The sequence below is a fragment of the Vibrio sp. ER1A genome (genome assembly GCF_000733315.1).
GTDB lineage: Bacteria > Pseudomonadota > Gammaproteobacteria > Enterobacterales > Vibrionaceae > Vibrio > Vibrio mediterranei.
Map to the genome: position 1 here is coordinate 15,594 of NZ_JPJA01000092.1, position 22,578 is coordinate 38,171.

The 22,578-nt window shown below is 44.6% G+C and carries 20 protein-coding genes; 9 read left to right on the top strand and 11 right to left on the bottom strand.

Features of this window, described 5'->3' with window-relative positions:
* Positions 1 to 59: 59 nt before the first annotated feature.
* Entirely contained in the window at positions 60 to 683 is a 624-nt protein-coding gene (locus tag HW45_RS18585; protein ID WP_038228857.1) for an FKBP-type peptidyl-prolyl cis-trans isomerase, read from the bottom strand.
* A 211-nt stretch (positions 684 to 894) separates the two neighbouring features.
* On the opposite strand from HW45_RS18585, the gene HW45_RS18590 reads away from it, so the two are divergent.
* Positions 895 to 1,491, top strand: coding sequence for a LysM-like peptidoglycan-binding domain-containing protein (locus HW45_RS18590; protein WP_038228859.1), 597 nt, complete (start codon positions 895 to 897; stop codon positions 1,489 to 1,491).
* Between the two features lie 57 nt (positions 1,492 to 1,548).
* Here the strand turns inward: HW45_RS18590 and HW45_RS18595 are convergent, their stop codons facing one another.
* The gene (locus HW45_RS18595) at positions 1,549 to 2,001 is read right to left on the bottom strand and encodes a GNAT family N-acetyltransferase (RefSeq protein WP_031494177.1); all 453 of its coding nucleotides are present in this window, start codon (positions 1,999 to 2,001) and stop codon (positions 1,549 to 1,551) included.
* A gap of 90 nt (positions 2,002 to 2,091) precedes the next feature.
* Positions 2,092 to 4,053 carry a 2',3'-cyclic-nucleotide 2'-phosphodiesterase gene (cpdB, locus tag HW45_RS18600; RefSeq protein WP_038228861.1) on the bottom strand — a complete coding sequence of 654 codons (1,962 nt, stop codon included), beginning with the start codon at positions 4,051 to 4,053 and terminating at the stop codon, positions 2,092 to 2,094.
* A 318-nt stretch (positions 4,054 to 4,371) separates the two neighbouring features.
* On the opposite strand from cpdB, the gene cobA reads away from it, so the two are divergent.
* The 5 genes from cobA (at position 4,372) to cysC (ending at position 10,107) form a co-directional block, all read left to right on the top strand.
* Positions 4,372 to 5,247, top strand: a complete 876-nt coding sequence (gene cobA / locus HW45_RS18605) for a uroporphyrinogen-III C-methyltransferase (protein ID WP_038228864.1) — start codon at positions 4,372 to 4,374, stop codon at positions 5,245 to 5,247.
* Between the two features lie 70 nt (positions 5,248 to 5,317).
* Positions 5,318 to 6,226 (top strand): sulfate adenylyltransferase subunit CysD, encoded by a 909-nt coding sequence (cysD, locus tag HW45_RS18610; RefSeq protein WP_038228865.1) that lies wholly within the window; start codon positions 5,318 to 5,320, stop codon positions 6,224 to 6,226.
* A gap of 18 nt (positions 6,227 to 6,244) precedes the next feature.
* Positions 6,245 to 7,657 carry a sulfate adenylyltransferase subunit CysN gene (gene cysN / locus HW45_RS18615; RefSeq protein WP_038228866.1) on the top strand — a complete coding sequence of 471 codons (1,413 nt, stop codon included), beginning with the start codon at positions 6,245 to 6,247 and terminating at the stop codon, positions 7,655 to 7,657.
* Between the two features lie 71 nt (positions 7,658 to 7,728).
* The gene (locus tag HW45_RS18620) at positions 7,729 to 9,453 is read left to right on the top strand and encodes an SLC13 family permease (protein ID WP_038228867.1); all 1,725 of its coding nucleotides are present in this window, start codon (positions 7,729 to 7,731) and stop codon (positions 9,451 to 9,453) included.
* Positions 9,454 to 9,474: 21 nt separating this feature from the next.
* Positions 9,475 to 10,107: an adenylyl-sulfate kinase gene (cysC, locus tag HW45_RS18625; protein WP_081875858.1), complete on the top strand. Its 633-nt coding sequence runs from the start codon at positions 9,475 to 9,477 to the stop codon at positions 10,105 to 10,107.
* On the opposite strand, the gene HW45_RS18630 is transcribed toward cysC, so the two are convergent.
* The 7 genes from HW45_RS18630 to HW45_RS18655 all read right to left on the bottom strand — a co-directional run bounded on the left by HW45_RS18630 (position 10,104) and on the right by HW45_RS18655 (position 15,688).
* Positions 10,104 to 11,006: a TIGR03899 family protein gene (locus HW45_RS18630; RefSeq protein WP_006073223.1), complete on the bottom strand. Its 903-nt coding sequence runs from the start codon at positions 11,004 to 11,006 to the stop codon at positions 10,104 to 10,106. The genes cysC and HW45_RS18630 overlap by 4 nt on opposite strands.
* Positions 11,007 to 11,384: 378 nt before the next feature.
* Positions 11,385 to 11,843, bottom strand: coding sequence for a DUF3299 domain-containing protein (locus HW45_RS18635; protein WP_200874593.1), 459 nt, complete (start codon positions 11,841 to 11,843; stop codon positions 11,385 to 11,387).
* Positions 11,844 to 11,907: 64 nt separating this feature from the next.
* Positions 11,908 to 13,167, bottom strand: a complete 1,260-nt coding sequence (locus tag HW45_RS18640) for an ABC transporter permease (RefSeq protein ID WP_006073230.1) — start codon at positions 13,165 to 13,167, stop codon at positions 11,908 to 11,910.
* Complete coding sequence (locus HW45_RS18645; protein WP_038228870.1) at positions 13,164 to 13,853, bottom strand: ABC transporter ATP-binding protein; 690 nt, start codon at positions 13,851 to 13,853, stop codon at positions 13,164 to 13,166. Before HW45_RS18645 ends, HW45_RS18640 begins: the two co-directional genes overlap by 4 nt.
* Positions 13,854 to 13,914: 61 nt before the next feature.
* Positions 13,915 to 14,643 (bottom strand): zinc uptake protein ZrgA, encoded by a 729-nt coding sequence (gene zrgA / locus HW45_RS18650; protein WP_038228871.1) that lies wholly within the window; start codon positions 14,641 to 14,643, stop codon positions 13,915 to 13,917.
* 51 nt (positions 14,644 to 14,694) lie between these two features.
* On the bottom strand, positions 14,695 to 14,988 hold the full coding sequence (locus HW45_RS28985; RefSeq protein ID WP_081875859.1) for a DUF2607 family protein: 294 nt from the start codon (positions 14,986 to 14,988) through the stop codon (positions 14,695 to 14,697).
* A gap of 148 nt (positions 14,989 to 15,136) precedes the next feature.
* Positions 15,137 to 15,688, bottom strand: coding sequence for a YtfJ family protein (locus HW45_RS18655; RefSeq protein WP_038228872.1), 552 nt, complete (start codon positions 15,686 to 15,688; stop codon positions 15,137 to 15,139).
* A gap of 279 nt (positions 15,689 to 15,967) precedes the next feature.
* Here HW45_RS18655 and HW45_RS18660 point away from each other — a divergent pair, with 279 nt between their 5' ends.
* The gene (locus HW45_RS18660; RefSeq protein ID WP_006073236.1) at positions 15,968 to 16,168 is read left to right on the top strand and encodes a DUF1107 family protein; all 201 of its coding nucleotides are present in this window, start codon (positions 15,968 to 15,970) and stop codon (positions 16,166 to 16,168) included.
* 77 nt (positions 16,169 to 16,245) lie between these two features.
* Here HW45_RS18660 and msrA read toward each other — a convergent pair whose 3' ends face one another.
* Complete coding sequence (msrA, locus tag HW45_RS18665) at positions 16,246 to 16,866, bottom strand: peptide-methionine (S)-S-oxide reductase MsrA (RefSeq protein WP_038228873.1); 621 nt, start codon at positions 16,864 to 16,866, stop codon at positions 16,246 to 16,248.
* A 166-nt stretch (positions 16,867 to 17,032) separates the two neighbouring features.
* Here msrA and tamA point away from each other — a divergent pair, with 166 nt between their 5' ends.
* Positions 17,033 to 18,748, top strand: a complete 1,716-nt coding sequence (gene tamA, locus HW45_RS18670; RefSeq protein ID WP_038228874.1) for an autotransporter assembly complex protein TamA — start codon at positions 17,033 to 17,035, stop codon at positions 18,746 to 18,748.
* Positions 18,748 to 22,506, top strand: coding sequence for an autotransporter assembly complex protein TamB (gene tamB / locus HW45_RS18675; protein WP_038229621.1), 3,759 nt, complete (start codon positions 18,748 to 18,750; stop codon positions 22,504 to 22,506). The genes tamA and tamB overlap by 1 nt, the downstream gene beginning before the upstream one ends.
* The last annotated feature ends 72 nt before the right edge of the window (positions 22,507 to 22,578 follow it).

Sequence of the window (22,578 nt, forward strand, 5' to 3'; positions counted from 1 at the left end):
ATAGCGTAAAAAAAAGCAGCGCTTAATAGCACTGCTTTAGATTCAATTTTAATGTGACATTACGCTAGGATGTCTAGAAGCTCTACTTCAAATACAAGAGCAGCAAATGGAGGGATAGCAGCGCCAGCGCCACGCTCACCGTATGCTAGGTCTTGAGGAATGTATAGTTTCCACTTAGAACCTACAGGCATTAGTTGAAGTGCTTCAACCCAACCTTTGATTACGCCAGTCACAGGGAACTCTGCAGGCTGACCGCGAGATACTGAGCTGTCGAAGACAGTACCGTCTGTTAGTTCACCGTGATAGTGAACACGTACTGTGTTTTCTGCGGTTGGTACTGCACCAGTACCTTCAGTAATTACTTCGTATTGAAGACCAGACTCAAGAACAGTTACTTCTGAACGTAGAGCGTTGTCTTTTAGGAAAGCTTCGCCGTCTGCTGCCGCTGCTTTCGCCGCTTCTTGACGAGCTGATTCTGCACGAGTGTGAAGCTCTTGAAGAGCTGCATTGATTGCGTCGATTTCGATTTCTGGCATGTCACCAGTTAGCGCAGTTGCAATGCCTTTAGCGATTGCGTCTACGTTTAGGCCTTCAAGGCCGCTACCTGCAAGTTGTTGGCCCATTTGTAGACCAATACCATAGCTTGCTTTCTGTTCTACAGTTTCTAATTTCACGTCAGACATGACGGTCTCTCTTGCTATTCGAATGAAGGTGAAAGGATACCAGTTCTAGTGTGAAACCGAAACGCTCTAACCAACTTTTACTAATTAATTCGTTTTCGTTGTTAAAGTTGTGACATTTGACTGCTATAAAAGGTAATTCCTGCGATTTTCCTATACTCTAAACGCAGGTTTTTTTAAACTGAAGCGGTTGTTTATTAGGAGACGGAATGTAATGAATCGTCGTCAAAGAAAGAAGCAAAAAGTTGACCACGTTCAAGTGCTAAAGGACAAATGGCAGGCTCTCGACTTTTCGAGCTTAAAGAAAATAAATAAGCCTGATGTTTCACAATGGACGTCAAAAATTAAGGCGTTCTGGATGAGACTTCCACGTCTTCATCGACGTCTATTAAGCGTTCTAATTCCTCTATTGGTGGTATTACTACTCATCCCAACCAAAAAGAACGAAACCGCTCAAGCGACTCTGGCCAATCAGCGAATCGCTGTAAGTGTTAATACCGAGTCTCTTAGCGAACAACCCTCCAGCGTGCAGTCTGAGCAGGTAGTAGAAACCAATTGGCGTGAGTATACCGTCAAAAAAGGTGACACACTGGCGCAGGTGTTTCGTAAAAACCAGTTATCTATGGCCGACCTGAATTCGTTAGCAAGAATAGAAGGAAGCGACAAACCGTTAAGTCGTATTAAGCAAGGTCAGTTGATTCGGTTCAAATTCAGCCCAGAAGGTAATCTCGATATTCTACAAATTGAACGTGGCGATCAGTCCATCATGTTCTTTAGACTATCAGATGGAGGCTTCGGTCGTAGTAAGTGACAACGAAGTAATTAAGAGCTATTCAATAAACAAAGGGGCCTATATTGGCCCCTTTGTTTATTTTAGAAGTTTCATATCTATATGGGGGATATCGTCTTCCAGATACTCTTCAGAGCAAGCTTCAAAACCGTGTCGCGAATAATATTTTTGTAGATGAGATTGTGCGCCAATCTTTATGGTTTCATTAGGCCAAAGACGCTGGCACTCCAGCTTGGCTTGAACAATGAGATCATGACCAAGTCCGCCACCTCTATGTGACGCTTTAGTTGCGACTCTACCGATACTCACATAGTCGTAAGTAGTGCCTTTGGGTAATAGTCTTGCACATGCGACAAGAGTGTCCCCATCATAGCCCATTAAATGATGAACTCCGTTAACTTGGTCATGATTATCCAACTCAGGGTAAGGGCAGGTTTGCTCTACGACAAACACGTCGACTCGAAGCTTCAACAGTTCATACAACTCAAGTGTGGTTAGCTGGGTAAAGGTTTTAGTGTTCCAATTAATCATAGTTCTCACTTGTCACTGTTTTTTCTTAGACTAAACGGACAGCAAAAAAAAAGCCACGCATTATGCGTGGCTTAATATCGATTAACTTAATTATTTTTGTAGATCGATTTGGTAAACCGCGAAACCGACATCATCAGTAGCGACTTTCTTCATTGGATATTGACCTTTGTCCTCGATGAATTGTGCCGCTTTATCCGATGGTGATGTTTCAAAACGAACATCTAATGCAACATCCGCTTTGATAGGAGCAAAACGCCAGTTGTTATCTGCGCTTGGTGTGACTTCACCTTTTTCTTGGCTAACTTTAGAGATGTAGTTGGCCACGATAGTACGGTTTTCATCCGGTGAATCAAACGCAATGAAATCACTGCCTGTACCAGGGAACTTGTTGCTGTATGCACGGTAGTTATTAGTCGCAATGATAAAGGTTTGTTTCATGTCGATTGGTTTACCTTTGTAGGTAAGATCTACGATTCGCTCACTGTTACCATCAAGTAGTTTGCAGTTACCATCATAACGAGCAGGCTTACTGACATCGACCTGGTAGTTTACCCCGTCCATAACATCAAAGTTATAAGTGCGGAAACCATCCCAATCGATAAGCGATTGAGGCTGGCTTGATGTCACATCAATTTGCTTGAATTGGCCAGCAGAGCACTCAAGCCACTCTTTGACTTCTTTACCGGTTACTTTCAGAGCAACTAGTGTATTTGGATAGAGATAAAGGTCGGCTGCGTTACGGAATGTAAGCTGACCTGACTCTACTTCAGTGAAGTTTGCTGGGTCATTTTTACGACCACCGGCTTTAAATGGAGCTGCAGCAGAAAGTACCGGTAAACCATCTAGGTCCGGATCACCTTGAATCATGGTCTCTACATAGTCTTTTTGCGCTAAGTTGACGATTTGAACCGTAGGATCATCCTGAACTAGAGCAAGGAAGCTGTACATCACGTCATTCGCTTTACCAATAGGTTGATTAACGAAGTCGCGTGTTGCATTGTGATCTTCTTTGACTGCGCTAACGATGCCTTTATCAGCGTCAACAAGTGGTTTCTTATTGGTAGCGTCGAAAATAGGGCGTGCTTCTGTTTGCGCTTCCGCGACTTTCCAGCTATCGCCATCTTGTTCTAACACAAGATCCATCACACCGACGTGGCTACCCCAACGGCCAGGCATAACCGCTGCAACACCGTTAATTGTACCTTTTTGGTTATCAACGCCTTGAATATTGTCAAAACCTTTACCAGGGAACACGGCATGAGAGTGACCAAATGCAATGGCATCAATACCGTCTACTTCAGATAAGTAATAGGTCGAGTTTTCTGCGCCAGCTTTGTAAGGGTCACTTGAAACGCCAGAGTGAGGAATCGCAACAATAATGTCTGCGCCTTCCTTTTTCATTTGAGGGACGAGCTTTTCAGCGGTTTCTTTAATGTCTTTGGCGAAAACTTTACCTTCTAAGTTCTTCTTATCCCATACCATGATTTGTGGTGGAACAAAGCCGATATAACCAACTTTAACTTCGTGAGCATTGCCATCAGTGTCTTTGAAGGTGTGTGTTTTGATTAAATAAGGCTTGAAGTAGTGTTCGCCCGTTTTCTTATCAAATACGTTAGCGCTGACGTACGGGAAGTTAGCACCTTCCAATGTTGTCGCTAAAAACTCTAGACCGTAGTTAAACTCGTGGTTACCGATGTTACCCACATCGTAGTCCAATTGATTCATCGCTTTATAGACTGGATGTGTTTCACCAGGCTTGATGCCCTTAGACGCCATATAATCGCCCATCGGACTACCTTGAATAAGGTCACCGTTATCAACGAGAACACTGTTCGTTACTTCATTACGCGCTTCTTTTACTAGTGTGGCAGCTCGAGCTAAACCAATCTTCTGAGTTGGCTTATCTTTGTAATAGTCATAGTCCATGACATTGGTGTGAATGTCAGTTGTTTCGATAATTCGGAGCTTAATTTCATCTGCCATTGCTGGGCCCGCCATCGCTAGCATGCCACCAAGAACTGCAATTGAAATAGGTTTCACTGCCACTTTCATCTTCATATCCTTTGTAGGGGTAATTGATTTTAAACTTGCTAAGTGTAGCAATTTGTTGTGTAAGAAAGTTTACGTATACATAAAAAGTGTGATCTTAAATGCACACTCAAGTGCAATCTGATACACATCTCGCAACTTTTGTTTCAAGCCTAGTTCCATTCGTCAAAATCGGGCGGAAGATGGATCAAAAATTCACATTGTTCTGCGCTAATAAAATCTTCTTAGTGACTTTTGGAATAAAAAATGAAATTTTAGAATTTCAGGTAATATAGAGGAGTGGTCATAATGCCATCATTCGACTAGCGAAGGATTGTTATTATGGATTCGTCTCAACCACTCCCAACGGGCAAGGTAGCCACACCAACTTTGGTGAGCAGTTATCGTAAGCCCAAGTTGCCAAGTTCAATATTACGAGCGGGTGAAGTTGCGCTAATTGGTGCAGGCCCCGGCGATCCTGAGCTACTTACCCTGAAGGCTCTTAATCTACTTCAACAAGCGGATGTCGTGCTTTACGACTACCTGGTTTCTGATGACATCATGGAGTTGGTGCCGGAAAGTACCATTTTGGTTTGTGTAGGTAAGCGTGCTGGTCACCACAGTGTTCCGCAAGAGAAGACCAATCAATTATTGGTAGAGTTTGCGCAAAGTGGACATAAGGTCGCACGTATTAAAGGTGGTGACCCCTTCGTATTTGGTCGCGGCGGCGAAGAGCTGCAGGTACTCGCGGCAGCAGGCATCCAATTTCAAGTTATTCCTGGTATCACGGCAGCGGCAGGTGCGACAGCGTATGCAGGCATCCCGCTTACTCATCGCGACTACGCGCAATCTGCATTGTTTGTTACAGGACATCTAAAGCCTGACGCTGATGATATGGATTGGTCAACCTTAGCTAGGGGTAATCAAACGCTTGTCATCTATATGGGACTGATGAAGTCCGACTACATACAGCAACAACTGCTTGCGCACGGTCGTAGTAATGCCGTTCCAGTCGCAATTATTGAACGTGGGACTCAGCGTTCACAAAAAGTGTTGCGTGGCCAGTTATCGAATTTACCTGAGTTAGCGCAGCAGGCTGAATCACCGTCACTTATTGTTGTAGGAGAAGTCGTCTCTCTTGCTGACGAGCTATCGTGGTTTAATCGAGAGCATGATGAGGTTCAGCCAAACCAACGAGTCGCAAGTCAGCGCGCCTAATCACAGTCATTATTGAATCAGTCTTGTGTTGGTCACAGTGTGGCCGACATAGAAAAAGGAAGCACAACACATGGACCAAGAAAGACTCACACACCTAAAACAATTGGAAGCCGAAAGCATCCATATCATCCGAGAAGTGGCTGCCGAATTTGATAATCCAGTCATGATGTACTCCATCGGCAAAGACTCTTCTGTCATGCTGCATTTAGCTCGCAAAGCATTTTATCCCGGAAAAATCCCATTTCCGTTGCTGCATGTTGATACCGATTGGAAATTCAAAGAAATGATCGAATTTCGCGATCGCACTGCAGAGAAATATGGATTTGAGCTTTTGGTTCACAAGAATCCAGAAGGGCTTGCGATGGGGTGCAGTCCATTTGTACACGGATCTTCAAAGCACACCGATATCATGAAAACGCAGGGACTTAAGCAAGCGTTAAATAAATATGGTTTTGATGCAGCGTTTGGTGGTGCAAGACGTGATGAGGAGAAGTCGAGAGCTAAGGAGCGAGTCTACTCTTTTCGTGATAAGAACCATACTTGGGACCCTAAAAACCAACGTCCAGAGCTGTGGAAAACCTACAACGGTCAAATCAATAAAGGGGAAAGCATTCGTGTATTCCCATTGTCTAACTGGACTGAGCTTGATATTTGGCAATACATCTACTTAGAGAATATCGAAATCGTTCCACTTTATCTTGCAGCCCCACGTCCCGTTGTCGAGCGTGATGGCATGCTGATCATGGTTGATGATGATCGCATGGAGATTGGTTCTAATGAGACTGTGGAACATAAGAGCGTACGCTTTAGAACATTAGGTTGCTATCCATTAACGGGTGCCGTTGAATCGGAAGCGAACACACTGACAGGCATCATAGAAGAAATGTTAGTGGCTACATCCAGTGAGCGACAAGGACGAGCGATCGACCACGATCAGTCAGGATCGATGGAGCTTAAGAAACGTCAAGGCTACTTTTAAGGATCGAAGGAACAGATTATGAATAGCGCAGTAGAAACACAACTTGCTGAACTAGGTATTGAAGGCTACCTGAATCAGCATCAACACAAATCTTTACTCCGATTCCTTACCTGCGGTTCGGTTGATGATGGCAAGAGTACCTTAATTGGCCGTTTACTCCACGACTCTAAGCAAATCTATGAAGATCAATTGGCGGCCGTTCACTCTGATAGTCAACGAGTGGGAACAACGGGTGAGAAGCCTGATTTAGCCTTATTGGTTGATGGTCTGCAAGCAGAGCGCGAACAAGGTATTACCATCGATGTGGCTTACCGTTATTTCTCAACCCAGAAACGAAAATTCATTATTGCCGATACGCCAGGGCACGAACAATACACTCGTAACATGGCGACCGGTGCGTCGACCTGTGATCTTGCAGTTATCTTGATCGATGCTCGAAAAGGAGTATTGGATCAGACGCGTCGTCATTCGTTTATTTCGAGCTTGTTGGGTCTTAAGCACTTTATCGTCGCGGTTAATAAAATGGACCTAGTGGACTTCTCTCAACAGCGTTACGAAGCAATTCGTGATGAATACCTAACGTTTTCGGAAAACTTAGGTAAAGACATCAATATCCAGATGATTCCTATCTCTGCTCTAGAAGGCGATAACGTGGTCGACTTGAGCAACAACATGGATTGGTATCAAGGAGAGCCACTGCTTGATCTGCTAGAAAAAGTCGATATCGACCAAGAGAAGCAGAATGGAGATTTCCGATTCCCAGTGCAATATGTGAATAGACCTAACCTCGATTTTCGCGGTTTTGCTGGCACCATTGGTTCAGGCGAAATACAGGTTGGCGATGAAATCAAAGCACTACCTTCTGGGAAAACATCACGTGTAGAACGTATTGTGACGTTCGATGGTGATTTGCCTCGCGCATTTGCTGGTCAAGCAGTAACGCTGACTTTAAGTGATGAGATCGATATTAGTCGCGGTGACTTGATTGTAAAACAAGACGCGAAAGTGGTGTCGTCAAATCGTCTGCTTGCTGATGTGGTTTGGATGACTGATGAGCCTTTGGCTGCAGGTAAAAGCTATGACATCAAGATTGCAGGTAAGAAAACTCAGGGCCAGCTAGAAGGTGTTCGTCATCAATATGACATTAATACACTGAAGTCTTTTGATACTGACGCTTTGCCTCTCAACGGTATTGGTTTATGTGAGTGGTCACTTACAGAGTCGGTTGCGGTAGATAGTTATGATGCGGTGCAAGATACCGGTGGTTTTATTGTTATCGACCGACTCACTAATGTCACAGTAGGTGCAGGCTTGGTCCGTGAAGCATTAGCTGAAGAACAACGTTCACCTCAAGAGCGCATGGGGGCATTTGAGAAAGAACTGAAAGCACTCATTATGAAGCACTTCCCTGAGTGGGATGCCAATATCTAACGTCTTAGTTAGTTGGAACCATTGTGACGTGAAATCAATGTAACGTAGCATTAAGCAGTAGGGAGAAGGATATGTGGGAACAAGGAGTAGTGCTAGCACTGTTGATGTCTATCATTGCTTGCTTGATCGCGACCCAGATAAAACCGAGCCTTATCTTTGCTGGTGCTGCGTTTATCGCGTTTATTTCCGGTATGTTAGAGCTTAATGCAATAGCGACCAATTTTACTAATTCGTCGCTATTAACTTTGGTGCTACTGATTCTCTCGTCTGCGGCGTTAGAAAAAACTCGATTGATCAGTTGGGTTAGTCGTTCCATTGCTACAGGCCGTTTAGGCTCAGTGGTGGCAAAGCTTGGGGTCTCTACGGCTTTGCTCTCTTCTTTTACCAACAATACCGCTGTTGTTGTGTCATTAATTGGTGCTATTAAGCGCAACCAGCGTCATGCCCCTTCAAAGCTGCTTATTCCTCTATCTTATGCGGCTATCCTTGGAGGCACACTGACGCTAATTGGCACTTCTACCAACCTTATAATCAATAGCTTCGTCGAAGATGTGGGCTTACCCAGTTTGGACTTTTTTGCACCCACTTGGATAGGACTTAGTGTCTTAGTCGGTGGAGTATTGGTACTGATTCCATTAAGTTATCTTCTGCCTAATTATGATGATGCGAATCAAGATGATTTGCCCTACTTTTTGGAAGCTCGAGTGGAGCCTGGCTCACCACTAGTGGGACGAAGCATTGCAGAGAACAATCTCAGGGCGTTACGAAAGTTGTTTTTGGCTGAAGTGGTACGAGATGGTGAAACTCTGGCTTCAGTGGACCCTAACTTTGTCCTTCAAGCTAAGGATCGTCTGCTGTTTTGTGGTGATGTGGAAAGTGTTGCTACTCTTCAAGAAATTCAGGGTTTGACGTTTTTCGGGCAGCACCATCTCAACGGACAGAACCTATTGGAAGTGGTGGTCAGCTCATCGGCGACCTTCTGTAATAACACGCTTAAATCGAGCCATTTTCGTGACCGTTTTGATGCTGTTGTGGTGGCGATTAGGCGTGGTCATGAACGACTAGAAGGTGGTCTCGGCAATATTATCTTACAGGCCGGAGATACATTGGTGTTGGCGCCCGGTAAAGGGTTCGAACAAGCACGTCGCCAGCATCGAAAAGAGTTTGTGCTAGTTAATGACTTAGATTCCAGTGCCAAACTTGATTTTGCTAAGTCGAGTTACGTGCTGCTTGGTTTTGTTGCTGTGATTGCGTTAGCGCTCACTCACATTCTCCCCATAATTAAGGGATTAGCACTGTATCTAATCGCGGTTCTGGCCTTTGGCATCGTTAATATTGGCGAGCTAAGGCGTCGCTTTCCGGTCGACATTGTGGTGATTGTTGGTTCGGCGTTGTCTATCGCGCAGTTGATGATATCTACTGGCCTCTCTGAGCGAATGGGAGCGATGTTTATCGAGCTATTCAATGGTTGGGGCGTATTTGGAGCATTAGTGGCCACTTACTTAGTGACACTTATTCTAACCGAATTGGTGACCAATAATGCTGCCGCGGCATTGGCGTTTCCCATTGGCTACAGTATGGCGGTCGGCTACGGCGTTGATCCCATGCCTTTCATAATGGCTGTGCTGTTTGGTGCGAGCGCGAGTTTTATCTCTCCTTATGGTTATCAGACTAATCTACTGGTTTATAGCGTTGGTAATTACCAACTGAAAGATTACATGAGAATTGGGATACCTATCTCTATTGTCTATTCCGTTTTGGTATTGGCACTTATTCCCTATTTCTTCCCGTTTTAAGTATTTTTACAAGGACTTACTATGTCAAATAGTGCACTGGCAAGCGCCGAAATAAACAAAGATGAAAACGTTATTTGGCATCAGCATCAGGTAACCAAGTCAGAGCGTGCAACCTTAAAAAATCAGCAGCCAGTAGTGTTGTGGTTTACGGGGCTTTCCGGTGCTGGAAAATCAACGGTGGCAGGCGCTCTGGAAACTGAACTTACGCAACGCGGTTATCACACCTATTTGCTAGATGGCGATAATGTGCGACACGGGCTCTGTCGAGACCTAGGCTTTTCTCAGCAAGATAGACGAGAGAACATTCGAAGAGTTGGTGAGCTAACAAAATTGATGGCGGACGCGGGTCTTATCGTGCTCTCAGCCTTTATCTCTCCTCACCGAGAAGAGCGAGCTTTAGTGCGTGAGCTATTACCTCAAGGCGAATTCTTGGAAGTCTTTGTTGATGCGAGCTTGGCGGTTTGTGAAGCGCGGGATCCTAAAGGGTTATACAAGAAAGCACGAGCGGGAGAAATCAAGAATTTCACCGGGATAGATTCTGAATATGAACAACCCATCGAACCAGAAATTCATTTAAATGCCGACGCATATAAAGTTGAGGAACTGGTTGAACAGTGTATTCAGGGACTGACTGAGCGAAGTATCATTCGCTAAACCGTATGATGAAACGAGTTGGCCGTGTCACCCTTCACAATGAACTTTCTATTCAGTAACTCTAGTAGTTTATCGCGGTACTGGTTATTGCTACGGTTTCCAAGCAATTGGCACAACTCGTTACCCGTTGGGGTAAATCGGTAGTAGGTTAACGTGATGCCTTTATGCTTTGGCTGCAACGTCATTTCTTTACCTTGATAACTGAGCTTAAGTGCGGGCTCTTTGGTAATTTCACCGGACTCTAATTCGGTGGCGAGCAGGATGCCGAGCTCAACAAGTAATAACAGGCTGGAATAGGGAAATTGAAATTCACCTAGGCTTAGTTCATCAAGGCTTTCGCGTTTAGAAAAGCTAAATAACCCTGCCTGATGGCGAATACCAAGCAGTAGTTTTCGACTAGTATCGGTACCAAAACTGCAAGCCAAAGAAGCAGCGCGTTGTAGAGTTTGTGCTTCTTTTGGCGTCATGTCTCTGAGGGTTTTTAGAGCTTTCATCGAAGTTGAACCTGGATTGGTCACCTCCCGTTTTAGCACCTGTGCCCATAGTTTTTGCATTGAGCTGTTGTGAATTTCCTTGGCCATGTCGAAATAACGCACCAGCCAGTCAAAGTCTGGCTCTCCTGCCACTTCATTTTTGCACGATGTCAGCGCGGCTTTCACAATTTGTTCTAAGTTCTTTTGTCGCTGCTCTTTACTCTGCTTTTCGCGCAACATGGCGCGTTCAAATAGGCTTTTACTTGGGGTTTCCTCTGCAATCAATGCGTCCAAACTATGTGCTTGAGCAATAGCACGTATTCTGCTGCCACTGTCCTTCATATGGTGGCTTTTTTTGTGAGCCTGTTCGTTCTGCGTGTTTGGCTCGGTAGTTTGTGATTGCTGATCGACAGGTAATTTGCTCATAAAACGAATTCAAGATAGGCCGTAAAATTGTACGATTGATCATCAATTTAGCGATATTTTATGGTGCTGACTAGTTCTATTTATGTGAGCTATTTTCCGAATTAACAATAACGGCCATCATATTGTAAAAAATGCTGGGATAAATGATAAATTTTTGTTAAATTTGAGATGTAACTAAGGAGGGCTTTATGAGTCACTCAGGAGAGAATAGAGTTAAAAAACACGTTTCGGTAGCATTATTGCTATGTGTTTATCTCGGAGTGCTAGCTTATCTATCTACTTTCATCAGCTAAGTAGAAGATTGATTGGCAATATGACAAGCTAGCACTGTTAACGAAATGTTTACTTTTAACGCCTCTACGCTATTCAGCGTGCATTCTAACCATCGTCATAATCTTCAATACGGATTCCATCAATCAGATAGGCAGTTTCAGCGAGCTCAGAATTGATGGTTTCCGTCTTCAATGTTCCTACCACGTAAATAACATCCCACAAACGATGTACAGGTGCACCTTCTTTAAACTTTACATAAATGATTTGGTTTGGTGGCGGTGGTGGTACGTGAATACAGGCGCCAAAGTAAGGAACCAATAGAAATTCAGTCACCATGTCTTCATCGCCTTCAAGTGGAATAACAAAGCCAGGGATCTTGACCATACTGCCATTAAGCTCTTGTCGGACAGAGCCCAATTTTGATTGCTCCATTACACCGCCAGAGTGATCAATGGCAGGCATGCCCATCGCATCAAACTGGTTGCGTTCTTTCTCGGGGATCAAATCGATCCAATCGAGTTTTAATAGATCAGATTCATCCTGTGCTAACGCCATATGTGGCATTAGAATGCTTATCGTTAATAATAGAATGCCAACGAGTTTAGGCAGTATTTTCATGTCAATCTCGCTAAATTCGGATGGTCATGCCATCGCTTAATGATTGTCGGTACGCGCGCAGTGCAGGGAAGAATCCAATGATCATTCCTGCGATTTGAACAAACCCTAGCAACATCCACTCATGAGCAGTAATTGCGGTTAGCGCAATATTGATACCGTAGTTTGCAGTGATGATTGGCGCAGCGACCGCTAGCATGGCATACATGCCACCAATACCGCAAATGATACCGACAGAAGTTAGAACGGTGGCCTCACTGACCAACAAGGTGAATACGTGTCGTGGTCTAGCTCCCATAGCACGTAGTATCGCCATCTCTCTTCGTCTCTCTTGTAAACTAGTCAGTAAGCTCGAGAGCATTCCCATCAAACCTGCGACGACAACAAAAATAGAGACGATAAGCAACGCTTGTTCTGCCACACTCATCATGCCCCATAATTCATGCAAGGCGACACCTGGAAGAATGGCGCTTAGTGGTTCTTGCTTATAGGTATTAATCTGTCTTTGTAGAGCGAAAGTCTGAATCTTGCTCTTAAGGCCTATCAACATGGCCGTGATTTGCTTTGGTTGGAAGTCAATCTGTTCCAGCTGTTCTTTGCTTGGTGTGTTACCCAGATTTGCACCAGATTCCCAACCAACATGTATCGCTTCAATTGCTTCAAGAGAAACATGAACGGTTTTATCGACTGGTGTCCCTGTTGGGGCGAGTATACCGACCACTTTGAAAGGGAGGTTTTCATGACGGCTAAAGCCGACATCACTGATGCCGTGCGCAATAATGATTTCACTGCCAATATCATAGCCTAGGGATTTGGCAACATCGGAGCCCAGCACGGTTTCAAATAGCCCATTAAACTCATGGCCTGAAGAGAAGCTTAAATGTTGCTTCTGTCCATATTGGTAGTGCTCGAAATAGCTGTGATTAGTTCCCATGACTCGAAAACCTTTGTGTGAGTCTCCAAGAGAAATGGGAATTGCCCAGTCAACAGCGCGATGTTGGCTAAACTCTTCATAGCTTTTCCAATCGATATTATTGGTGGCATTACCAATACGAAAGACAGAGTAGAGCAGCAGGTTCACTTGGCCAGAACGACCGCCGACGATGAGGTCTGTACCTGAAATCGTGTTGGCAAAGCTGCTTTTTGCTTGAGTTCGAATACGTTCAACACCCATGAGAAGAATAACCGAAATCGCCACTGTCATAACGGTTAACAATGCGGTGGTTTTTCGGTTGAGAAGACTTTTCCAAGCTAGTTTCAATGTAATACTCATAATGCTCTCGCTTGGTTGATATCCAGTAAATTTTCGCTTCGCGTAAATAGGGATTCGAGCGTCGGGTCGTGGCTGACAAAGATCAGCGTGGAATGAGCTTGGTTAGCTTGTTCCATAAGTAATTCGATAAAAGCTTCTCGGTTATCGTGATCCAAAGCCGAAGTTGGCTCATCGGCAATAAGAAATTCAGGCTGACCAATTAAGGCACGTGCGGCGGCCACACGTTGTTGTTGACCGATACTGAGCTCAATCACTGGTTTGTTGAGAAGGTGTGAAGGCAGCCTTAAGTGTTCGAGAAGCCGCTTGGCTTCTTGCTCTAAAGGGCCCGCTACCTTGTTTTTTCTGACTTGAGAAAACCGGCAAGGTAAGGTGACGTTATCAATGACAGAGAGATACGGCAGCAGGTTAAACTGTTGGAATATATAACCGATATGATCCGCCCTAAATTTATCTCTTGCACTGGCAGATAATGATTGTAGTGACTGTCCCAGAGCGACAACATTGCCTGAAGTTGCTGTATTGATACCAGTGAGTAGCCCCAATAAGGTTGATTTCCCGCAGCCACTTGGTCCTTTTAAGAATAGATGTTCACCCTGTTCTACAGTTAGTGAAGGAATATCGAGTGTGGGGGCTTGTTCTGGGTGCCATTTGAAAGTGAGATCGGTGAGTTCGATTACTCTAGCCATAATGTCCTCTTATCCAAGAAGATGCCCTAAGAGAGCAAAGCTACTTCTTAGGGCGAGATGCTTACAGTTTAATGACAGTGTTGCCAGAGGTTAGTTCAGTTGCAGATTGTGCTGTGTCCGTTAATAGGTTAACAGAGACTTTTTCAGTTGCAGGGAAGTAGCTAAACCATTTTGTGTCAATTTGGTTTAACTTACTGAAATCACTACAGGTAAATTGGTATTGCACGTTGAACTCACCATGTCCATCATGGTGGTCGTGGTCGTGGTCGTGGTCGTGGTCGTGGTCGTGGTCGTGGTCGTGGTCGTCATGACCTTTGTGATCATCGTGTTCTTTATGGTCATGATGGTCGTCATGGCCCTTATGATCATCGTGTCCGTCATGGTCATGATCGTGGTGGTCGTCATGACCTTTATGATCATCATGATCTTTATGGTTGTGATGGTCATCGTGGTCATCATGGCCTTGATGAGACTCTAGCGTGTTATCAATATCCGCATCCACGAGTTGGCATCCAGCAGCCTTTGGTAGGATCAGTAGGTTATTCACGTCGTTGAGTGTCGCCTTGGCTTTGGTAAGCGCCGCTTTTTCTGCGTCAGTTTTTGGGGCATGCTCGAAGCCGACTACATCCGCGCCAGGAGCCGTAATCTCCACCAAAAGGTCTTGTCCATCTTGAGCAATATTGAACTCGACATGGCCGTGAACATGGGCATCGTGTTGTCGGAAGTTTTCTTCTGCCACCGCAAATTGGGAGACTACGAGTCCAGCTAATAGAGTCATCTTGAGTTTCATTGGGATTCCTTAAATTTTAGTCTGTGATAACAATAGATGATTTTAGTGAATCTAGGTAAACAAAGGCGGTGAGCGTGCACTGATGCACTCCGGCTTTGAATGGCAGACACTATTATCTATATTGATCAATCTTGAATGAGAAACAACCACTGACGCTGCATGGAAAAGACTGACGGGAAGTGAATGGGTGCCTTTGGTAAATAAAGGGCAATGATGTTCCTGGTGGTCGATGTGAGAATCGTAGCTGTGCTCGATGGATAGGGCATTGAGAGCAAGCAGCAGCAAGCTTAAGCACAATGCAGCTCTTAGCTTAGAACCTGTTTTCATCGGTTGAATCAGCGACATGCGACTTGTTCTCGTTTAATTTTGATCTGTTATGTTATAACAAATCAAAATATTTACCAACGTAAACAATGGTCCGCTTTGGGTTTCTAACAGGAAAAAAACAATGGGAGCGACTTTGCTCCCATTGTGATTTCAACATAGCGAGAGGTTATAGGTTATCGCTGATCATCGTCAGCACTTCTTGAACCTCACTATCTGTTAAAGCGCCTTCTTTAACATACAGAATCTTGCCTTGCTTATCTTGAACGATAATTGCTGAATTATCTTCTTTGAGTTGCCATGCATTGGCAACTAGGCCGTGTTTATCGAGCACCATGGATGACCATGGGAATTCTTGCTTGCTGTCTTCAGCTGAAGATTTGACAAAGGAGCTTGTGCCCCACATCGCATCATCTTGGTTGATAATTGTCGTGGTTTGGTAGCTGTCTTCTGGAAATTTTGCATCCGTAATGGCTTTCATTAGTGGGGCGTTCATCTCTTTTGAGCTACTACGGCCAGCGATGGCTTGAATAACTCGTACTTTGCCAAGCATATCTTTACTGCTCCACGCTTGGTAAGTAATTGCATCATTGTTGAGAATAAGCTCACCATGATCCTTCACAGATATTGAGCGTGCGTTGCCACCAACTTGTAAATTCGTGGCCATAGCAAGAGTGGGTAAAAACAGCATAGCTATTGTTAGGAGAGGCTTTAGTTTCATTGTAATTGTTTCCATTACTTTGTGTTGAGCGGCATACCATAGGTTAACCTAGGAATTACCACAATGTTATTGGTGCGATTTGACCAAGAGATGTCCTTTACTTGATAAAATCATACCAAGCATAACAGTAATTTATAGTTTGTTGCAAAGATGTTAATTTATCTTTTGTGAACGAATAAATATGCTGTATACTTGTCCCGAGCGCAAAAAATATTGCGACAACACTCGCATAAAGCGAGAACATGATGGTTGTACTCAAACGGATATTGAGGTTAGGTTATGCTGCGAAAGTTTACGGTTTATCGTCCGAGACAAATTGCTAAATTTGTTAAAACGCTTTTTAAGGGACAGTTTTTTATTGCGGGTATCGGGGTGTTTCGGTTCGATAACGGCAAAGTGTTACTACCAGAGGTCGGTGACAAACAAAAACTCGATGCATTTAAAGAGATTAACATCGAGATTGCTGCGCTCGCGATGTAGAACAGATATATCAATAGAATTTTTTAGAAACGCTCTTGGTGTGAAACCAAGAGCGTTTTTTGTTGTGCGCCGTCTGGTTATTGAGGAGGAAAACAGACGCCTGTACCACCAATTCCACAATACCCATTAGGGTTCTTAGCGAGATATTGCTGGTGGTATACCTCAGCAAGGTAGTAGTGATTGAGTAAGGCAATTTCTGTTGTTATGGAAGTATCACCAAGTGCCTGTTGGTATTGTTGCTGAGTCTGTTGCGCCGTCAAAAGCTGTTGCTCATCATTAACGTAAATAGCAGAGCGGTACTGAGTACCAATATCGTTCCCTTGACGCATTCCTTGAGTTGGATCGTGTTTCTCCCAAAAGACTTTGAGTATGTCTGTCAAAGAGGTTACCCGACTGTCGAATACAACACGCACCACTTCAGTATGCCCTGTATTTCCAGAACAGACCTCTTCATAGGTCGGATTTGGAGTGTAGCCACCCGCATAGCCGACGGATGTCGAGACAACACCGTCTAACTGCCAAAACACACGCTCGGCTCCCCAAAAGCAACCAAGGCCGATAACGACAGACTGTTGATGCTCTTGAAGTGAGGCATTGAGGTCAGATTGATTGATGAAGTGTGGCTCCATTTTTGCGATGGCATGGTCACGCCCCGGTAGAGCTTGGTCTGCTGATATCATTTCCGTTTTACGCATCATAGGCTCCTTTTTGGACTATTATTGGGTGTACGAAGTTTCTGAAAACCATCAATAAAATAACGCTAATCTGTCATCATGTGGGTGGTGACTACAGACTTCTAAATTGATCGGGGTTATCATTCCAGTTCAATACAAAAACAACGAATCACAGTCTCAACAATAAAGCATGATAAAGAGAGTATTACCACCGCTAATTCTGTTGCTGTCATCGAGTTTAGCGATGGCAAAAGATGGTGTGTCATTGGATATTAATGGTTTAAGTGGTGCATTGAAGGATAATGTTGATGCCTACATATCCGCTATTGAGCCCAGTGAATACTCAACGTCACTTCGATTTCAATCTCGCCTAACCAAAGAAATCAATACAGCCCTGAATGCGGTGGGTTATTACAATGCCCGTATCGAGTTCTCCGTAGACGATAAGGACTCTGAGCTGATTGTAAACGTCAATGCAGGTGAGCCGACGAGAATCAAATTGGTTGATATTGATATCTCTGGTGAAGCGAAGAGCGATGAAGATTTTCTGCGTCTTATCCGACTGACGCCTCTTAAAGAAGGTGTCATTTTAAACCACAGCCAATACGATGCGATGAAATCAAGTATTCGTAATCTTGCTTTGCAAAAAGGTTACTTCGATGGCGGATATGTGCTGAGCCGACTCGAAGTGGTCCCTGAACTTAACCAAGCTTTTATTCGATTGCATTACGATAGTGGGATTCGCTATCAATTTGGCAAAACCACCATCACCGGCAGTCAGATCGATATTCAAAAAGTAGAATCATTACAACCATATAAAACAGGGGATGATTATCTTGCCTCTAAAGTCGGTATCCATAACCAGAACTTATCTAATACCGAATGGTTTTCATCGGTATTCGTTGAGCCTGACTTATCGCAAGTAGGTAAAGGCCGAGAGTTACCTATGAAGGTGTCATTGGCCCCGCAAGTAAAAAACCAATTTGAAACGGGTCTTGGTTACTCCACTGATGTGGGGGCAAAAGTTAAGTTCAAGTGGAAAAAACCATGGCTGAACGAACATGGCCACAGCTTTAATACCAGTCTTGATCTCTCTATTCCTGAACAACAGGTGACCGCAAGCTACAAGATTCCTTTGGATGATGTGCTGAAAGATTACTATCTCATTCAATATGGTCTAAAAAACGTAAACCGAAGTGATAAAAAGACTTTGGAATCCAACTTGGCCTTCGAGCGTCACTGGGTGCTCGATAGCGGTTGGCATCGCACCGCTTATCTACGTTATTTGGTGGAGAACTACGAGTTCAATACGCAAGGTGAGTTAGGTCAGTTCGTCTTACCTGGCCTATCGTATTCACGAGTGGTGTCTCGAGGTGGTGTACTGCCGATGAGTGGTAACAAACAGACCATCATGTTTGAAGTCGGCGACGAGCGCGCCCTCTCAGAAACTTCCGTGTTCCGCATGCGTGGAACGTCCACATGGATTTCCAGTATTGGTGAAAATCATCGTGGTATTTTTAAAGTGGATGTTGGTGCCAACATTGCTAGTGACCCTTCTAAGTTATCACCGTCACTACGATTCTATGCAGGTGGTGATAACAGTATCCGAGGTTACGACTATGAGAGTATTTCTCCTCAGGATGATGTCGGTAATAAGACCGGTGGCCAATACTTGGCGACCAGTACACTAGAGTATCAATATCGTATTACTGGAAATTGGTGGGCAGCGACGTTTTTCGATGTTGGTGATGCATTTAATGATAGTCCAGAGTGGAAACGTGGTGCCGGTTTCGGTATCCGTTGGGTATCGCCTGTTGGCCCGGTGAAATTTGATTATGCAAAGGGGTTAGATCAGAAACCGCAAGCAGAATGGCGTATTCACTTTAGTTTAGGGCCAGAATTATGATGTTAAAAGTTTGGCGAGTGACCAAGTGGGTCTCTATCGGCTTTGCGACGTTGATACTACTTATTGTGGCAACGCTGGCCTTCGCTATGTTCACTAATGCTGGGTTGAACAGCATTCTTTGGGGGGTAAACAAAGCGCTGCCTCAGTTACAGGTGTCGGAAGCCAAGGGCTCACTATTCCCCAGGTTTACTCTTAACCAAGTCAGTTTTGTCGACGAGAGTCTCCATATTGATCTTAACGCTCAGTCATTGACGTTGGCCGTTGATCTCAACTGCTTGAGCGATCCTAGGGTATGTATTAATGAACTGGCGATAACGGGTTTGAACTTTTCGATGCCTGAAGTCGCACCAAGTGAGCCTTCTACCGAGCCAAGCGAGCCGCTCACGTCAATCTCAACACCCATTCCAATTGCGATCGGTAAGGTGAACTTTAGTGATATCAATTTGGATATCTTAGGCACTAAAGTGAATTGGGATGTTTTTTCTACGTCTCTCGCAATGACCGGTTCCAAGCTCACGGTCGGTGATACCTTACTAAAATCACCTAGAGTAGCGTTAGCGCCGTCGGATGAGACCAGTGCAGAACCACAAGAGCCTCAACAGGAGACCAAGCCTCAGGCTATCGAGCTACCAGAGGTATTAATTCCGCTCTTCGTTAATATTGCGGGAATCGAAATTCAAGACTTTAAACTTGAGCAAGATGAGCCTGTCATTGTCAATAATTTGCAGTTGGTGGGCCGAGCAGGTGAACACGATGTTCATGTGGATAAACTACAGCTAGACATGCCGCAAGTGGATGCCCTTCTTAATGGAGACATCACCTTAAATCAGGGCTACCCATTAGACCTGTTCCTTACGGCTCATCTCAAACAAACAGATTTGGCGGGTCAGAGGTTACAACTAGAGGCTAAAGGAAGCGTTGAAAAGCTATCTCTAGATAGTCAGTTTTCCGGGCTAATCACTGGTGCTTTAAATGGAGAGTTGCAGCCACTGGAACCAACACTTCCGTTTGATGCCACGATCAGTGATGCAAAAGCGACGTGGCCATTAACCGGTAAAAGTGATTATCAAGTTGCTATTGAAAGCTTGAAAGCGAAAGGCTCATTGGAAGGGTATGACGTTGCTCTAAACGCTCAAGCATCAGGTAAGGACATTCCAGATGTGGCAGTCCAGTTGATTGGTAAGGGTGACTTGAAGCAAATTGACCTAAGTGAGCTCTCCATTGATAGCTTAGGTGGCAACATTACTGGTCAGGTTATGGCGAACTGGGAGTCGCCGATAAACTGGAAAGGGGATATTAACCTCACACACATTCAACCAGGTCTTCAATGGCCAGAGGCAGAAGGCGACATTAGCGGCCATATTGTCACCAGTGGCCAACTTACAGAGGCTGGTGGTTGGGACGTGTCGGTTCCTACTCTTGATATTGTTGGCGTACTTCGTAATTACCCGCTAAACGTTAAAGGGCAACTAGAAGCTGCAGACACTTCTGGCAAGGGCAAGTATAAAGTCAGGACTGAAGGGCTGTCAGTCGCTCATGGTCCAAACCAACTAAGTGCAAAAGGAACCCTCGATAAGGATTGGAATATGGATGTTCGCATCGATTTTCCTGACTTAGCGAAATCGGTTCCAGATCTCACTGGTCTTCTGAAAGGGACGGTGGGTATTAAAGGGGCGATGTTAGAACCTGATATTGCCACCGATCTCAAAGTAGAAAAAGTAAAATGGAAACAAGAAGCAAGTATCGATAGCTTATCTTTATCCGGTACGGCGAAACCTTTACCTCTTGAGCAAGCTCAGGCGAACCTCTCACTAAAGGCTTCTGGGGTTACTTATCAAGAACAGGTTGTGGAGAGTGTGGATCTTGCCTTAAGTGGTACCCAAGCACGGCATACACTGTCATTAGATCTTGTTTCCAACCTCCTGTCTGCAAAGATTGACTTAGACGGTTCTCTTCAGGATAAGCCAAACCTTGTTTGGACTGGGCGACTTGCTGACGTCCATTTAGAGTCAGAACAAGGGCCGCTTGATTTGGTGGATCCTATCGATATCAAAGTGGATATCGATAAACAAGTGGCAGATGTCTCGGCGCACTGTTGGGCACAAGCTGACTCGAAAGTGTGTTTGGAAAAAGACATTCAGGCAGGGACGTCAGGTGAAGCCTTAGTCACAGTGAAGAATTTCAACTTTAAACAGCTTGATGCTTACATTCCTAAAAATACCAATGTGGAAGGGACCGCTAATGTGACGGTGTGGGCAAAGTGGGCGCCAGAGGTTGCTCCGCAAGTTAAGCTGGATGTGAGCCTGCCGAAGGGCAAGGTCACGCAAACACTAGAAGCGCCTCTTGTCATGGGCTGGGATAAGGTGAATGTATCGGCGAATTTAGCGGATGATAAGCTCGAAGCCAGTTGGTTAGTAGACGTAACAGATAACGGCGATCTTTCTGGTCAAGTGACCTTACCTGATGTGCTCGCAGACAATAAAAAGATAGAGGGTGAGATCAACCTTTCTACGTTTAACTTGGACTTCCTGCAGCCTGTTATTGGAGAGTTCAATAAGCTCAAAGCGAATCTTGATTCAAACATCAAAATTAAAGGGGATGCTCTACATCCGCAGTTGTTTGGTGACTTTTCCATTTCGGACCTTTCCCTTCAAGGTGACATTTCGCCAATTCAAGTGAAGTCGGGTGGTGTGAACATTGCTTTCAATGGTTATGACGCCAACTTAGATGCGAAAATTCAGACTGATGATGGCGAACTGCAATTATCCGGTGAGGGTAATTGGCAGGATCTCAATGCATGGCGCACCAAATTGAGAGTGTTTGCCGATGAGTTGAATGTCGAAGTGCCACCGATGGTGAAAGTTAAGGTTGTCCCGGATATGACCATCGAGGCCAACCCACAGCTGGCGAAAGTAACGGGTACGATAGGCTTGCCCTGGGGACGAATTTTGGTTGAGGAACTGCCCCAGAGTGCAGTGTCGGTATCCAGTGACCAAGTACTACTCAACCCTGATATGACGCCTATCGACAAAGAAGCAGTGGTTCCTTTCAATATCGAAAGTGATGTTGTGATTAACATCGGTAATGATTTTCGTGTATCTGCATTTGGCTTAAAGGGTGACTTAAGAGGGCGATTACAAGTTTCCCAAAAAGATAAAGGGCCATTTGTTCAAGGTGAAGTCAATATCATCAACGGTTCGTATACTTCATTTGGTCAAGACTTGTTGATTGAAGAAGGTAAAATCCTAATGACTGGGCCTGTTGATCAGCCTTACGTCAATATTACCGCGATACGAAACCCAGAGACCACAGCTGATGATGTTAAAGCCGGGGTAAAAGTAACCGGTTTGGCATCAGAGCCTAAAATCGAGATTTTCTCTGATCCAACTATGCCACAAGCAAATGCCCTTTCTTACTTGTTACGTGGCCAAGATATTGATGGTGAAACAGGTGGTAATGCACTAACCACGACCTTGATTGGTTTGAGTTTAGCTCGCAGTGGTAAAGTGGTCGGCGATATTGGCCAAGCTTTTGGTGTACAAGACTTACAGCTTGATACTGCAGGTAGTGGTAATGACTCTCAAGTAACCGTGAGTGGGTATGTTCTGCCAGGGCTACAAGTGAAATATGGGGTAGGTATTTTTAACTCCCTTGGTGAATTCACCATACGCTATCGAATCATTGAAGACTTTTACGTTGAAGCGGTGTCTGGGCTTTATAGCTCTGTAACCTTCCTGTATCAGTTTGAAGTGGATTAACACGAGCCGTTGCTGCGCCGCCGCACAACGTAATCGATTCGCGCTTTTTCTCGTATACTTATGAAGTAACAA